Annotated in this window: 15 protein-coding genes; 8 read left to right on the top strand and 7 right to left on the bottom strand. The window is 63.7% G+C overall.

Features of this window, described 5'->3' with window-relative positions; translation table 11 throughout:
• Nucleotides 1-109: 109 nt before the first annotated feature.
• From GJW30_RS19055 to GJW30_RS19045, 3 genes are all read left to right on the top strand, one after another.
• Complete coding sequence (locus GJW30_RS19055) at nt 110-505, top strand: (R)-mandelonitrile lyase (protein WP_096357985.1); 396 nt, start codon at nt 110-112, stop codon at nt 503-505.
• A gap of 150 nt (nt 506-655) precedes the next feature.
• The gene (locus GJW30_RS19050) at nt 656-1066 is read left to right on the top strand and encodes a Ros/MucR family transcriptional regulator (RefSeq protein ID WP_096357984.1); all 411 of its coding nucleotides are present in this window, start codon (nt 656-658) and stop codon (nt 1064-1066) included.
• Nucleotides 1067-1127: 61 nt separating this feature from the next.
• A complete protein-coding gene (locus GJW30_RS19045) occupies nt 1128-1670 on the top strand; it encodes a DUF6456 domain-containing protein (RefSeq protein WP_096357983.1) in 543 nt (180 codons plus the stop codon).
• A 152-nt stretch (nt 1671-1822) separates the two neighbouring features.
• Here GJW30_RS19045 and GJW30_RS19040 read toward each other — a convergent pair whose 3' ends face one another.
• Nucleotides 1823-2248: a SufE family protein gene (locus tag GJW30_RS19040; protein ID WP_096358929.1), complete on the bottom strand. Its 426-nt coding sequence runs from the start codon at nt 2246-2248 to the stop codon at nt 1823-1825.
• Nucleotides 2249-2336: 88 nt separating this feature from the next.
• On the bottom strand, nt 2337-2702 hold the full coding sequence (locus GJW30_RS19035; protein ID WP_096357982.1) for a DUF5330 domain-containing protein: 366 nt from the start codon (nt 2700-2702) through the stop codon (nt 2337-2339).
• A 335-nt stretch (nt 2703-3037) separates the two neighbouring features.
• Between GJW30_RS19035 and GJW30_RS19030 the strand changes: the two genes are divergently transcribed.
• From GJW30_RS19030 to GJW30_RS19020, 3 genes are read left to right on the top strand one after another with little or no spacing between them, the layout of a single operon-like run.
• Nucleotides 3038-4837, top strand: a complete 1800-nt coding sequence (locus GJW30_RS19030) for a PAS domain-containing sensor histidine kinase (protein WP_096357981.1) — start codon at nt 3038-3040, stop codon at nt 4835-4837.
• Between the two features lie 34 nt (nt 4838-4871).
• On the top strand, nt 4872-5585 hold the full coding sequence (locus GJW30_RS23025) for a peptidoglycan-binding domain-containing protein (RefSeq protein WP_245408560.1): 714 nt from the start codon (nt 4872-4874) through the stop codon (nt 5583-5585).
• A gap of 41 nt (nt 5586-5626) precedes the next feature.
• Nucleotides 5627-5977, top strand: coding sequence for a DUF1491 family protein (locus GJW30_RS19020; protein WP_096357980.1), 351 nt, complete (start codon nt 5627-5629; stop codon nt 5975-5977).
• Here the strand turns inward: GJW30_RS19020 and GJW30_RS19015 are convergent.
• Nucleotides 5967-6941 carry a hypothetical protein gene (locus GJW30_RS19015; RefSeq protein ID WP_096357979.1) on the bottom strand — a complete coding sequence of 325 codons (975 nt, stop codon included), beginning with the start codon at nt 6939-6941 and terminating at the stop codon, nt 5967-5969. The genes GJW30_RS19020 and GJW30_RS19015 overlap by 11 nt on opposite strands.
• A 196-nt stretch (nt 6942-7137) precedes the next feature.
• On the opposite strand from GJW30_RS19015, the gene GJW30_RS22770 reads away from it, so the two are divergent.
• Nucleotides 7138-7302, top strand: coding sequence for a hypothetical protein (locus GJW30_RS22770; RefSeq protein WP_157746790.1), 165 nt, complete (start codon nt 7138-7140; stop codon nt 7300-7302).
• A gap of 3 nt (nt 7303-7305) precedes the next feature.
• On the opposite strand, the gene GJW30_RS19010 is transcribed toward GJW30_RS22770, so the two are convergent.
• From GJW30_RS19010 to GJW30_RS18995, 4 genes are all read right to left on the bottom strand, one after another.
• On the bottom strand, nt 7306-7857 hold the full coding sequence (locus tag GJW30_RS19010; RefSeq protein WP_096357978.1) for a DUF1254 domain-containing protein: 552 nt from the start codon (nt 7855-7857) through the stop codon (nt 7306-7308).
• Complete coding sequence (locus tag GJW30_RS19005; RefSeq protein ID WP_096357977.1) at nt 7854-8426, bottom strand: DUF1214 domain-containing protein; 573 nt, start codon at nt 8424-8426, stop codon at nt 7854-7856. The genes GJW30_RS19010 and GJW30_RS19005 overlap by 4 nt, the downstream gene beginning before the upstream one ends.
• 45 nt (nt 8427-8471) lie before the next feature.
• Nucleotides 8472-10676, bottom strand: coding sequence for a transglycosylase domain-containing protein (locus GJW30_RS19000; RefSeq protein WP_096357976.1), 2205 nt, complete (start codon nt 10674-10676; stop codon nt 8472-8474).
• Nucleotides 10677-10939: 263 nt separating this feature from the next.
• Nucleotides 10940-11743 (bottom strand): MerR family transcriptional regulator, encoded by an 804-nt coding sequence (locus tag GJW30_RS18995; RefSeq protein ID WP_096357975.1) that lies wholly within the window; start codon nt 11741-11743, stop codon nt 10940-10942.
• Between the two features lie 138 nt (nt 11744-11881).
• Here GJW30_RS18995 and GJW30_RS18990 point away from each other — a divergent pair, with 138 nt between their 5' ends.
• Nucleotides 11882-13162, top strand: a complete 1281-nt coding sequence (locus GJW30_RS18990; RefSeq protein ID WP_096357974.1) for a 4-aminobutyrate--2-oxoglutarate transaminase — start codon at nt 11882-11884, stop codon at nt 13160-13162.
• Nucleotides 13163-13164 lie beyond the last annotated feature (2 nt).

Here is a 13164-nt window from a genome sequence, read left to right as displayed (position 1 = left end):
GTCGCCTGTATGCGGAAGCAGGGCGCTCGGGGCAACCCTTGCGATCCCGGTCGCGATCGGGTCTGGTGCGCCGCAAATATCGCGTGAGCGTGACGAACGGGAGGCGGGCATGGAGATCAAACGCAGCGGCGCACAGGCTTCGCGGCCGGGGCCGGCGGAGTATTTCACCGGCACCGTGCGGATGGATCCGTTGATCCAGACATCCGAGCCGGCGCGCGTGCAGGGCGCGGCCGTCACCTTCGAGCCAGGCGCGCGGACCGCGTGGCATACGCATCCGCTCGGGCAGACGCTGATCGTGACGTTCGGGCTCGGCTGGGCACAGCGCGAAGGCGGGGCGATCGAGGAAATTCGGCCGGGCGATGTCGTCTGGTTCCCGCCGGGCGAGAAGCACTGGCACGGCGCTTCGCCGACCACCGCGATGACGCACATCGCGATCCAGGAGGCGCTCGAAGGCAAAACCGTCGATTGGCTCGAGAAGGTCAGCGACGACCAGTATCGCAAGTAGTGCGCAGATCGATTGCATGCCTGCGAGAGATTTTCCTGCCGATAACGCGATCAATACTAGCGGAGCGCCTTAATTTTCTGCATCGTGGCAATATAGTGGTGAAATCGTCGGCCAAAGCCGCGACCAAGTCAGGCTAGCCAGGGGACGCTCATGAGCGACACAGCCAGCGCCTATATCGAACTGACGGCCGAGATTGTTTCGGCCTATGTCAGCAACAATACGGTCGCGACCGGCGATCTACCGGCGCTGATCGGGCAGGTGCATCAGGCCTTGGTGCGGGTCGGCGGCGGGGCTGTGAACGTCGGCGAGGCGCCGAAGCCGGCGATCGCCGTGAAGCGCTCCGTGATGCCGGATTACATCGTCTGCCTGGAAGACGGGAAGAAGTTCAAGTCGCTCAAGCGTCACCTGCGGACACAATACGAGATGACGCCGGAGCAATATCGCGAGAAATGGGGCCTGCCGGCGGACTACCCGATGGTCGCGCCGAACTATGCGGCGGCGCGCTCGCGCCTCGCCAAGGACATGGGGCTTGGTCAGCAGCGTCGCGGCGGCCGCGATTAGAGCTTGACTCGTTTGGTTTTGAATTCCTATCGTAGGCTAATAAGCCTATTAGGAATCAAGCATGCGGTCCAAGAGCCCTCTGGTCGACGCCTTTCGCGCGCAGCATCTCAACATTTCCACGCAGGCCGACGGCTCGCTGATCGATGACAGCGAGAGCCCGCTGGCGTGGCTGGCGCGGCGGAAGGGGCGCGGCGGGCAGGCGCTCATCACGCCGCATCAGTTTCTCGCCGGCGAGCGGCTGCGGGCGGATTTCACGCGGGCGCAGATGACGCCGAAGGTGACGGCGAGCTGGAACGTCGCGGTGGCGAGCGGACGGCGCGGCGAGGCCGGAGTCCATATGACCGACGTGATCCTGGCGGCGCGTCAGCGTGTGCAACTCGCCGTGCGTGCGACGGGGCCGGAATTCTCCGGACTGCTGCTGGACGTTTGCTGCTTTCTCAAGAAGCTCGACGTGGTCGAGACCGAACGGGGCTGGCCGGTGCGCTCGGCGAAAGTCGTGCTGCAGTTGGGGCTCGACCGGCTGGCGCGGCATTACGGCCTGACAAGCGAGGCGAAGGGGCCGATTCGCGCCGCGATGCGAGCGTGGAAGGCCGACGAAACCTGACGTGGTCATCCCGGCCGAGCAAGCGAAGCGTCGCGAGGGCCGGGATCCATACTCCCGGACTTCAACGAAGGCACAGGGGTTATGGATTCCGGGCTCGCGGTTCGCGCAGCGCGCTTTTGCGCGCCGCGAACGGCGCCCCGGAATGACCAGTATCAAGCCGCCGCGAGGGCGTCGCGCGCTTGCGTGCGCATGCGATCGACCATCGCGCGGAAACCGTTGGAGCGCTGGGGCGTCAGATGTTCGCGCAGGCCAAGCTTTTCGAACACTTCGAGCGCGTCGGTCGCGACGATCTTCTCGGCCGGTTGATCCGAATAGAGCGCGAGCAGGATCGCGATCAAGCCGCGCACGATATGCGCGTCGCTGTCGCCGACGAAGTGCAGTACGGGGCCGTTTGCGCCGTCTTTCACGGTGGTCGAGAGCCAGACTTGGCTGGCGCAGCCGCGCACCTTGTTGGTCTCGGTGCGTTCGGATTCGGGGAGCGGCGCGAGCTCGCGGCCGAGTTCGATGACGTACCTATAGCGGTCGTCCCACTCGTCCAGCAGCTCAAAGTTCTCGTAGATCTCGTTTATCGCCGTCATCATCGCTTCCGTGCTGCGCCTGATATAGGGCGATCGGCCAACGGCGTACAGGCCGCTCGCGGTAGCAGTCTGCCGGAATTCGCGAAGATCAGGACGGATTGCGATGCGGGATCGCGCGGTCCGCTGCGGAGAGCGTGTTCTGCGACGAGATGACGTTGCGCGGCTTTGCCGGAGCAGCGGCGGCTTCGGCCTTCGTGCTGTTGTCGCTCATCATGCCGAAGACGCGCTTGGCGCCGGCCTGAGCACGCTGGCCAAGATAGCTCGCAGCTTGCGAACCGACCGTGCAGGCTTCCGGCTGACGATCGCAGAAGCGCGTCGCGTCAGCGAGTATGGACGCCGCGGCGGTGACCGCTTCGCCGGTGCCGAGTTTGCTGTCGACCGGCTGTTGATCTCCGGTCGGGATGAGGATCAGCACAAGGCCGATCCAGAACGCTGCGCGAAGCAGAAAGAACATAGCCCACCTGTCGTCCCGTAACGCTGTAATCGCGTCTTTGTTCGGGGACGCTAGCAAAGGTCTCGAAAAGTCTCGTGATTCCGCGCCGGCAAATTTATCTAAAATTTTATCTATCGGGTGTGCGCCAACTGAGTTCTGCGTGTGTTTGCTTGAGTATGCGTGAGCGGCAAGGTCTTGTTCACCATCCGCGCCGAAAGCACCTCTGGAAAGCCCGATCAGCAGAACATTGGGCCCGTGTCGGAGCCCGCCTTAGGTTTCGCTTAAGTGGCGTCTGACAGCATCCCGGGAGATTGAAAAAGCGGGAGCGCGTCGAGGCGGCGTGCAGGAATTGACACGTGAATCTCGTTGCTCCGGTTCGTGACTACATCGACGCGCTTGTGCATCCGCACGCGCAGATCGATCCGTTGCGCATCGGCCGCCATCGCAACTTCATCGCATCGCGGCTCACCATCGGCTTTCTCGGCATCGCTATTCTGCCGATGTACCTCGTCGCGCGCGGAACGCTGACGCCGATCGAGCTGTTCTTCTTCGCTTGGTTCTTCGCACCGATCGCGATCGGCTACTTCGTCTCGCAGACCGGTTATTTGCGCGCAGGCCACGTGTTGTGGGCGGCTGCGTTCGCAACGTTGCTTGTTGCGGCGGGTGCTGCGACGGGCGGCTTCACGCTCGCGATTGCGGTGTGGCTGTTGCTGATCCCGCTCGAGCCCGCGCTTAGCTCTTCGCGCCGCGTCGTCTTCGCGTCCGCATTGATCGCGGCCTTCGCGGCTTTCCTGATTGCCGTGATGGCAGGCGGCGCGCGCTCCGCTTTCTCGCCGCATTGGGTCGATGTTTTCGCCGTTGTTGCGGCGATTGCGTATGCGACGATGCTGGCACTCTCCGCGGAACTGTTCGCGCATAAGAGCTCGACGTTGCTTGCTGAAGAAGGCGAGCGCTACAGCTTGCTCGCCTCCAACATGAACGACGTCATCACGCGCCATGGCGCGGGCGGCGCAGTTTTGTTTGCATCGCCTGCGGCGCAGCACACATTCGGTGTCAGCCCCGACGAACTTTCCGGCATGGGCATCTTCGATCTCGTGCATGTGCAGGATCGTCCGACGTATCTCTCGGCGCTTGCGCATGCCGCGGCCGGTGCAACGGATGCATCCGCCGAATTCCGCGTTCGCCGCAATGTTACGCCGGCGCAAGCTTTCTCGACGGGCCAGTTCGGCTGGATCGAAATGCGTTGCCGCCCGCTGCCGGGCGCTGCGACCCATCTCGGCGGCCGCGAAGTCGTCGCCGTGATGCGCGACGTGACGGCGCGTAAGAACCAGGAAGACGCGCTCGCGGCTGCACGCCGTGAAGCCGACAAGGCGAACGATGCGAAGAGCCGTTTCCTCGCAACGATGAGCCATGAGTTGCGCACGCCGCTCAACGCGGTCATCGGCTTCTCCGAGATGCTGATGGAAGATCGCGCGCTCGGTCTCGACGGCGACAAGCGCCGCGAATATGCGGGCCTCATCAAAAACTCCGGCGAGCATCTGCTCGCGGTGGTCAATCAAGTGCTCGATCTCTCGAAGATCGAAAGCGGCACGCTCGTCGTCTCGCCAGAGCGCTGCGCGCCGACGCCGATCGTGCGCAGCTCATGCGATTTGCTGGCGCTGAAAGCGCATGAGGCGAAACTCGAAATTCAGATGCGCTTCGACGAGACGATCGAAGAAGTCAGCGTCGATCAGCGCGCGTTGAAGCAGATGGCGATCAATCTCATCTCCAACGCGATCAAGTTCACGCCGCCGGGCGGCGCCGTGCGCGTGCGCACCAGCATCGACCACGGCATGTTCGTGTTGTCGGTAGAGGACAACGGCATCGGCATTCCGGCCGAGGACCTCGGTAGCATCGGCAGCCCGTTCTATCAGGCGCAGCCGTCATACGATCGCCGCTATGAGGGCACAGGACTCGGCCTCTCGATCGTAAAGGGCCTTGCCGAATTGCATGGCGGCCGTCTCGATGTCGCGAGCACTGTCGGTGTCGGCACCAGCGTGCGTGTTCTCATTCCACGCGATGGTCCGCCGCAGAAGATCGAATCCGCGCAACGCGCCGAAGTGATTTTGCTCGAGCCGCAACATTGGTCCGAACCGAAGGTTAAACAGAGTGCCTAAGCGTTTATCCGCACCCATCGAGAATGACGGGCTCATGAGCCGCTTCGGCGAAATGGGCGGTGCGCTGTGGCGCAAGATTGCGCGGCGGCCGGTGGATTCTCTCGCACTCGTCGTCGCACTCGGCGTTGTCACGACGATCGTCGTCAACGCGGTGGCGCTACAGGCAAGCCCGCATCCGGCGCCGATCGCAAAGCCTGTGCCGATGCCGGTTCCGAAGCCGCAGGCTGCGACTGCTCCGGTTCAGCCGAAGGCCGTGACCACGGGCAGTGTTGCGCCGAACGAGCCGCAGGTTGCTGCCGTCTCGCCGAACACGAAAGAGCCGGTGATGCGCACGCGCGTTCAGCTGCTCACCGAAATTCAGAAGGAACTGGCGCGCCGCGGTTTCTACGACGGCACCGTCGACGGCGTTATGGGTCCGAAGATGGAAGCGGCGATCCGCGCCTTCGAGCAATCCGCTCGGCTGCGCGTGACCGGCGAAGCGAATGAGGCGCTGCTCAAGGCACTGCAACGCGCGCCCGCGAAGGCCAAGAGCGCGAATGCCGAGAACAGCACGAAACGCATCGTCGCGGTGCAACGCGCGCTCACAGACTTCGGCTACGGCCCGGTGCCGCCGACCGGCGTGTTCGGTGAAGCAACGCGCGCCGCGGTCGAGAAATTCGAGCGCGATCGCAAACTAACGCCGACCGGCCGCATCTCCGAGCGCGTGCTGAAGGAACTCGCGGCTGTCACCGGCCGCTCGTTCGAGTAAAGTCCCGCTCAGCGCTCGAAGAGCGCCAAAAGGGATTCTCAATGCGCCTTAAATCGTCGATCTGGGTTGCCGCTTATCTGCGCCGTTGCGAAGTCGCGGGCTCGTTTGCCGTGATGCGCAAGCGTGGCGCGGAGGAGGCGGGTGCAATCTTCATCAAGGTCGACCGGCTCGACGGCACGTCCGATCTCTTCGGTCCGGCGCCGCAGACGTCGTTCGACGACGCGAAGCCGACCGACCGCCTGTTCGTACCGTCAATGAAGACCGTGACTGTCGACAGTGCGGATGCCGAGGAGTACCTCGCCAAGCAGCTGCGCTACGACCCGGATATCTGGATTGTCGAAGTCGAGGACCGGCAGGGCCGGAATTTCCTCGACGACGAGATCACTCGTTGATGCGTTTGCCGACTGCGGCGTGATCCGCGACCGTCGTGCGCTGCTCGTGCGCGGTCGTGCGAGTATCGGCAGCACCGTCGCTTGCCGTGATCGACTGGAAGCGGACACGCGGACGGGCGGCGGCTTCTTCGCGCCAGCTTTGTAGCACGGTGATGCCGGCGCCTTGCGACGTCTTCGAGTAGATCGAGGCGAGCGAGAAGACACGCTCGATCGACTCGCCGACACTCGGATTGACGAAGAGAAGGACGCGGGTGATTGCGTCGAGCGACATGCCGAGGGCTTTGCCGGCGATCAGCAGCGGCTCGCCGGACTCGTCTTGGATGATGCGCCAGGCGGTACGGTTGGAAATCTCCAGCGCTCGGCGCAGCTCGCGGACCATCTCTTCCTGATTGCGACGGAGAGCTGCGCTCTCGAGGCGCTGCGCCACACCGGCGCGGCCCGGAATGATGATCGTCGCGTCTTCGGTGTGCTCGTAGAGCATCGTGGTGCGCGTTTCGGCGTTGGCGCGCAGGAAGGTTTCGCCGAGCGTGCGCGGCTGCGATTCTTCGATCGCGGCGGCAACGACGGCAATCGGGGTGCTGCGCGCTTCTTCGGCCAGCGTCGTGTGGACGACTGGCTCTGTCTGCTGCGGCTTTACGGCGGCGACCAGCGCGCGCACTTCGGGTTCGAGATCGGCGATTGCGTTGAGGATCTGCGCCGGGGCATTTGAATAGGCGAGGAGCTTGCGCGCGATGGCGACGCGCGTCGACGGATCGACGTCCGGCAGCAGACGCTGCGCCAGTTCGACGAATTGCTGTTCCTGCTCGCGCGTGTGGTGCGGCTCCTGGACGTAGAGGTCGGTCAAGACGCGCAGCAGCGGCCGGCGGATATCGATGCCTTGACGCTGGGAAAGACGGACCAAGCCATCAAGATTGGCGTAGGCGCCTGGCATTTTCGCGACCTCGGAATGAGCGGTAGTGTCCATATCGCTCAAATTATCCGTATCCGGTTAGCGTCGGCTTAACCCTGCGGGGACGGGCGCCTGTGCGACCGAAAAGTCACGCCTGCAATCAACGTGAAATCGGTAACGACTCGTTAACCGCATCGGGCGCCAACTGGTGTTCAGGCGGGTTCAGCGTATCTCGTCGTAACAACGTGCTGTCCCCCGCCGCGAGGGCATCATGGGCACGATCATCAAGTTCCCGAACGACAGGCGCGTCGCGTCTACGGCGACATCCGCCATCGGTGCGTTGGGGCAAGCTTCGGTCACGATACTTCCGGTCATCCGCGTCGAGCGGCCGAACGAAATTTCGGCGCGCACGCCGAGCGGTCACGGACGGCGCTGACGATTAGTTGGCGGGTTGCTGCGTGCATTCGGCCGCGCTGAGCGCGCCGCGCACGATCGGCAACGCGCTCGGCTCCGGGGCGAGCGCCCGCATCACGATCAGCCCTGTTGGGGCCACCGACTGCACGATCAGACGATCGGCCGCGGTTTCGTCTTCGTCGAGTTCAAGCGCGCTGCGCTGCTCGGCGGTCATCAAATCCAGCTCGACCAAACGGCGACCGGCCGCGCGATCGTTGATCGCGTAGAAGGCGGTGCCGTCGTTTTTGTAAAAGGTCAGCGAGCCGTAGGCGGCCGTGATCGGCATGCGGACTTTCAGCGGGCCGCGTGCGAGATCGAAGCGGCAGACGGCGGTCGCGAAAGCCGGATCGACGTAGGGCAGCATCGTCTCGCCAGGCACCGGCTGCGGCAGCAACGCGACTTTGTTGGGCACCGTGATCGCCGCGATGCGCGCGAAGGCGTTGCGTGTTGCGGTGGCGGGGAGGGCGAGGATGGTCGCGACATGCACGATGCCGCCGAGGATCAGACCCGCGATCAACAGGAAGGCGATGCGCCTCATGCGCAGCCTCCGATCTTGATCGACGGCATTTCAAGTTGGTTGCGGGTCGAAAGTCCGACGGGCGTGTCGTAGAGGCGCAGCACGAGCACATATTCGTTGGCCTCGCCGCTCGGGATCCAATTGCCGGCGCGGGCGCGCGGCGCAATCACGATGTCGAAGCGGCCGTCGGCGGCGCGGCCGATCTCCGCGCTCGTATAACCGTAGCGGCCGAGAAGATTGGCGATCACTTGCCCGCGCGCGTCATGCACGGTGAGCGTCCAGTAACGCGCCAGCGGTGTCGAACCCGAGACGGTGACGTCGCATCGGCCGTCGAGCCTGCGGCCATCGTCGGACGATTTCGCCATGAACGACACGCCATCGCCGGAGCCGAGCGGAAGTTCGCCGCTGCGCGCGATGGCGGCGCGCGCGTAGGGATCGATATCCTGCGTTCCGGATTTCGGATGTGCGGCCCATGCGCCGAGCGCGATCGTGCCGAAGCTGACGCCGCGCGTTGTCGCGTACCAGGTCGCGCCGAGCCCCGCGAAGGTTGCCAGCGTGAAAGCCAGTATGACGCTTGCGAGCAACCGCACGCCGCTATCCCGTGATGCTGTCGAATCTATCGACGATCAGGACATTCATTGCCTGCTGCCGGTCGAGGCGGCAAGTGCCGGCTTCTCGGACGGCAGCATGGAGGCGGCGTCGTTGGCGGTCGTCTTCATGGCCTCGTCGATGCGGCGCTCGACGCGCTGCAGGACATCGATCGCGCGGCGCGAGAGAACGGCCGGGCGGACCGACTGTGGCTGATCGGTTTCGGCCGGCGCTTGCGCGACGACCGGCGGGTTGGAGCCGGTGACTCCGAGCAATTGCTTTGCCTCGACACCCTGATGCGCGTAGCCGACGATCTGCTTCCACGTCATCGCGGGCAGCGAGCCGCCGGTCATGCGGTTGGTCGGGCTGTAGTCGTCGTTGCCGAACCAGACGGCGCAGACGTAATTGCCCGTGTAGCCGACAAACCAGGCGTCGCGATAACCGTTGGTCGTGCCGGTCTTGCCGGCCGACTTGATGCCGCTGTCGAGGATCGAGCGCTTGCCGGTGCCTTCTTCGACGGCTTTGTTGAGGATCGCGTTGATGTCGGACGCGACCTGCTGCTTGATCACTTGCTCGGGCCGCTTGCCGTTTTTCGCAAAGCTCCAGACGACTTCGCCGAGGCCGTTGCGGACTTCGAGCACCGCATGCGCGGCGGCGGCCTTGCCGCCGTTCGGGAAGGCCGTGTAGGCGGCGGTGTGATCGAGCACGGTGACTTCGGCGGCGCCGATCGGTAGCGATGAGGAATCCGGAAGCGGCGTGCGCAGGCCCATGCGCTGCGCGAGCTTGATGATCTTCGCGCGGCCCGACTTCGCACGGCCGATGTCGCTACCTGTATCGCCGATCATGACGGAGAGGCGAACCGGAATGGTGTTGATCGAACGCACCAGTGCTTGCGTCAACGTGACGGCGCCGGCGAACGAACGGCCGTAGTTCTGCGGGCACCAGTTGCCGAGGCAGATCGGTTCGTCGCGCACGATCTGCGTCGGCTTCATGCCGGCTTCGAACGCAGCCGCGTAGACGTAGGGCTTAAACGACGATCCCGGCTGACGCAGCGCGTCGGTCGCGCGGTTGAACTGGCTTGAGCCGTAATCACGGCCGCCGACCATCGCGCGCACCGTGCCGTCGATATCCATCAGCACGGTAGCGGCTTGGCGCGCGCCGTATTCGCGGCCGTATTGGCGCAGCGAGTTCTCGACCGCGTTTTCGGCTTCACGCTGCAGGTTCACGTCGAGGCCGGTGCGGACAACGAAGACGCGTTCGATGATCGATTTCGGGAAAGTGTCGACGAGCTTCTTCATCTCGTCGAAGGCCCAGTCGAGATAGTAATTCGGGGAACGTTCGTCGCGGCGATCGACTGCCGTTGCGGGACCACGGCGTGCGCCGAAGACTTGGCCTTCCGTCATGAAGCCGGCTTCGACGAGATTGTCGAGCACGACGGAGGCGCGGGCGCGCGCTGCCGGCAAGTTCACGTGTGGCGCAAAACGCGTCGGCGCTTTGAAGAGACCGGCGAGCATCGCGGCTTCGGCGAGACTCACTTCGCGCGCGGACTTACCGAAGTAATACTGCGCGGCGGCATCGACGCCGAAAGTGCCGCCGCCCATGTAGGCGCGGTCGAGATAGAGTTTGAGAATCTGGTTCTTGGTGAGGCGGGTCTCGAGCCACAGCGCGAGGAATGCTTCCTTCACTTTGCGCTCGATCGTGCGCTCGTTGGAGAGGAAGAGATTTTTTGCAAGCTGCTGTGTGATAGACGAGCCGCCTTGCACGACGCCGCCGGCGCGCGCATTCGCCGTGAAGGCGCGCGCGGTGCCCGCAATGTCGATGCCGAAATGTTCGTAGAAGCGGCGGTCCTCGGTCGCGAGCACGGCCTTGATCAGATGATCGGGAAATTCTTCGAGCGGCACGGAATCGTTATGCCGTATTCCGCGCGAGCCCACTTCGTTGCCGTAGCGATCCAGGAATGTGACCGCGAGTTCGGATTTCTTCAGCCAGTCTTCGTCGGACGTTTCGCGGAAGGCGGGGCCGGCGAGCGTGAGCAGGACGAGGAGGCCGACGGTGCCCAACGTTGCGGCTTCCGAAAAGCCTTCGGTGAGGAAGCGCTTGAAGCCCGCGACATGGAAGCGATCCATGAAAATCGAGAAGCGCTCATAGCTCTCGCCGAGGCCGCGGCCGGATTGGAACACGAGAGAATCGACGCGCGCGTCGAGGTCGAGGAAAAATCGCCCGATCTTCTCTTTCCACGACGGTGTATTCACCGAACTCTTCTCACATTGCCTTGGGCAAACTAAGCCGTAGGAACAAGGCGATATCTCGCCCGATCCGCCCGTTTTGTCACCTGCCGGTTTACGGCCCGTTCACTCTTTTAGCCGAACGGGCACGATCAGGCCATTACTACCGTAGGCTGTAGTGAATGTGTTTTCGCGGGCCCGGCAACCTCCGTGGTCATCCCGGCCCTCGCGCCTCGAGCGCGTCGCTCGACCGGGATGACCAGCGCCGAAGGATATGGCTAGGAAAATGGTCAGAAGGTCGCGGGGGTGTTGATCCACAACAGCACGGTCTCGCCGTCGGCGGTATTGCGCCACGCATGCGATTTCGAGCTTTCGAAATAGAAGCTATCGCCCGATCCCAGATTAAAGAAGCGGTCGCCGTCGAGAACGATTTCCATGCTGCCGGAGAGGACGTGGAGAAACTCCTCGCCGGCGTGCTGGTAGGCGCCTTCGCTGGACGCGCCGCGGGCAAGGACGAAGCGATGGCACTCCATCTGCCGGTTGCCGTCGGCCAAGGTCTGGATCGTTACGCCCGAAGAAGTAGGCGGCCAGCTCTGCCACGCGTCTTTGCGGACAACGGATTCGCCATCGCTCGGGTTCTCGTTGCCGCTCAGGGCCGCGATTGTCGTATCGAGGAACCGCGCGACGGCGTGCAGCGAGGTGAGCGAAAGCCCCTGCGAAGTACGCTCGAATGTCGAAAGGGCAGAGACGGGGACGCCGGTCGCGACCGCCGCGGCTTCGAGCGTTGTCCCCTTGCTCCGGCGCAGGTGGCGAACGCGAGCGCCCATCGCGACGTCGGGCGAAACGGGGGCGCTCGGGGGCGCTTCGCGGTTCTCGCTCAGATTTTCGCGGATGGCGGCCGGGTTGAGACCTTTTTCGCTGCGGAGCCACGCGATCGTCTTCAGCCGCGCGATTAGCGGCGCATCGTAAAGCCGTTGGCCCGACACGGTGCGGATCGGCTCGACCAAACCCTGCTGCTCCCACAGGCGGAGGGTCGAAGCGGACACCCCGGCCATCTTGGCGGCTTCGGCGATTTTGAACTGCGTGTCTGTCATCGCGACGCGATCTCTCTCGATCACCCTCCTACGAGATTCCCGGCCCGATAGGCATCTTGTAAGTCTGCAGAAAAAATGTAAGAAATATGTTTAATTCATCGACGCGTTTGGTCAAAGCCTTTTCATCGGAGAAAACCCATGCTCAACAACGAATTAGCCACTAGGCGCGCGGAAGCAATCTCGCGCGGCGTCGGAGTGACCACGCAGATTTTCGCCGCGAAAGCTCAAAATGCCGAGCTGTGGGACGTCGAGGGCCGCCGCTACATCGATTTCGCGGCGGGCATCGCGGTCGTGAACACGGGCCATCGGCATCCCAAGGTTATCGAGGCCGTGAAGGCGCAGCTCGATCAATTCACGCACACCTGCCACCAGGTCGTGCCGTATGCGAATTACGTCGAACTCGCCGAGCGCCTGAACAAAGCCGTGCCGGGCGATTTTCCGAAGAAGACCGTGTTCGTGACGACCGGCGCGGAAGCTGTCGAGAATGCGATCAAGATCGCGCGCGCGGCGACGAAGCGTTCTGCCGTCATCGCGTTTTCGGGCGCGTTCCACGGCCGCACCTTCATGGGCATGACGCTGACCGGCAAGGTGCAGCCTTACAAAGCCGGGTTCGGCGCGATGATGCCGGACGTATTCCATCTGCCGTTCCCGGTCGCGCTGCACGGCACGTCGGACGATGACGCGTTCGCTGCACTCGACAAACTGTTCAAGGCCGATGTCGATCCTTCGCGCGTTGCGGCCTTCATCGTTGAGCCGGTGCAGGGCGAGGGCGGCTTCTACGACGTGCCGCTGGCCTTCATGCGCAAGCTGCGCGAAGTCGCGGACCAGCACGGCATTCTGCTGATCGCCGACGAGGTGCAGACCGGTTTCGCCCGCACCGGCAAGCTGTTCGCGATGGAGCATTTCGGCGTTGCGGCCGACATCACGACGATGGCGAAAGGTCTCGGCGGCGGTTTCCCGATCGCGGCCGTGACGGGCCGCGCAGATGTCATGGATGCGCCAAATCCCGGCGGTCTCGGCGGTACGTATGGCGGCAACCCGATCGGGATCGCGGCCGGCAATGCTGTGCTCGACCTGATCGAGGAAGAAGGACTTTGCGCGCGCGCCGAGGAGCTCGGCGTGCGTCTGAAGCAGCGGCTGAAAACGCTGACGAATGTCGCGCCGCAGATCGCGGATATTCGCGGCCTCGGATTTATGATTGCGGTGGAGTTCAATAATCCCGAAACCGGAGCGCCCGACGCGGCGTTCACCAACGGCGTGCGCGAAAAGGCGCTGGAGAAGGGGCTGATCCTTCTCACTTGCGGCGTGTACGGCAACGTGGTGCGGTTCCTCGCGCCGCTGACGATCGAAGACAAAGTCTTCGGGGAAGCGCTCGATATCCTCGAAGAGACGCTGCGCGATTGCGCACAAGGAGTTTGATG

The organism is Variibacter gotjawalensis (assembly GCF_002355335.1).
Classification (GTDB): Bacteria; Pseudomonadota; Alphaproteobacteria; order Rhizobiales; family Xanthobacteraceae; genus Variibacter; species Variibacter gotjawalensis.
Note: the sequence above shows the minus strand (reverse complement) of the source record. Positions and strands in the feature narration are given on the sequence as shown.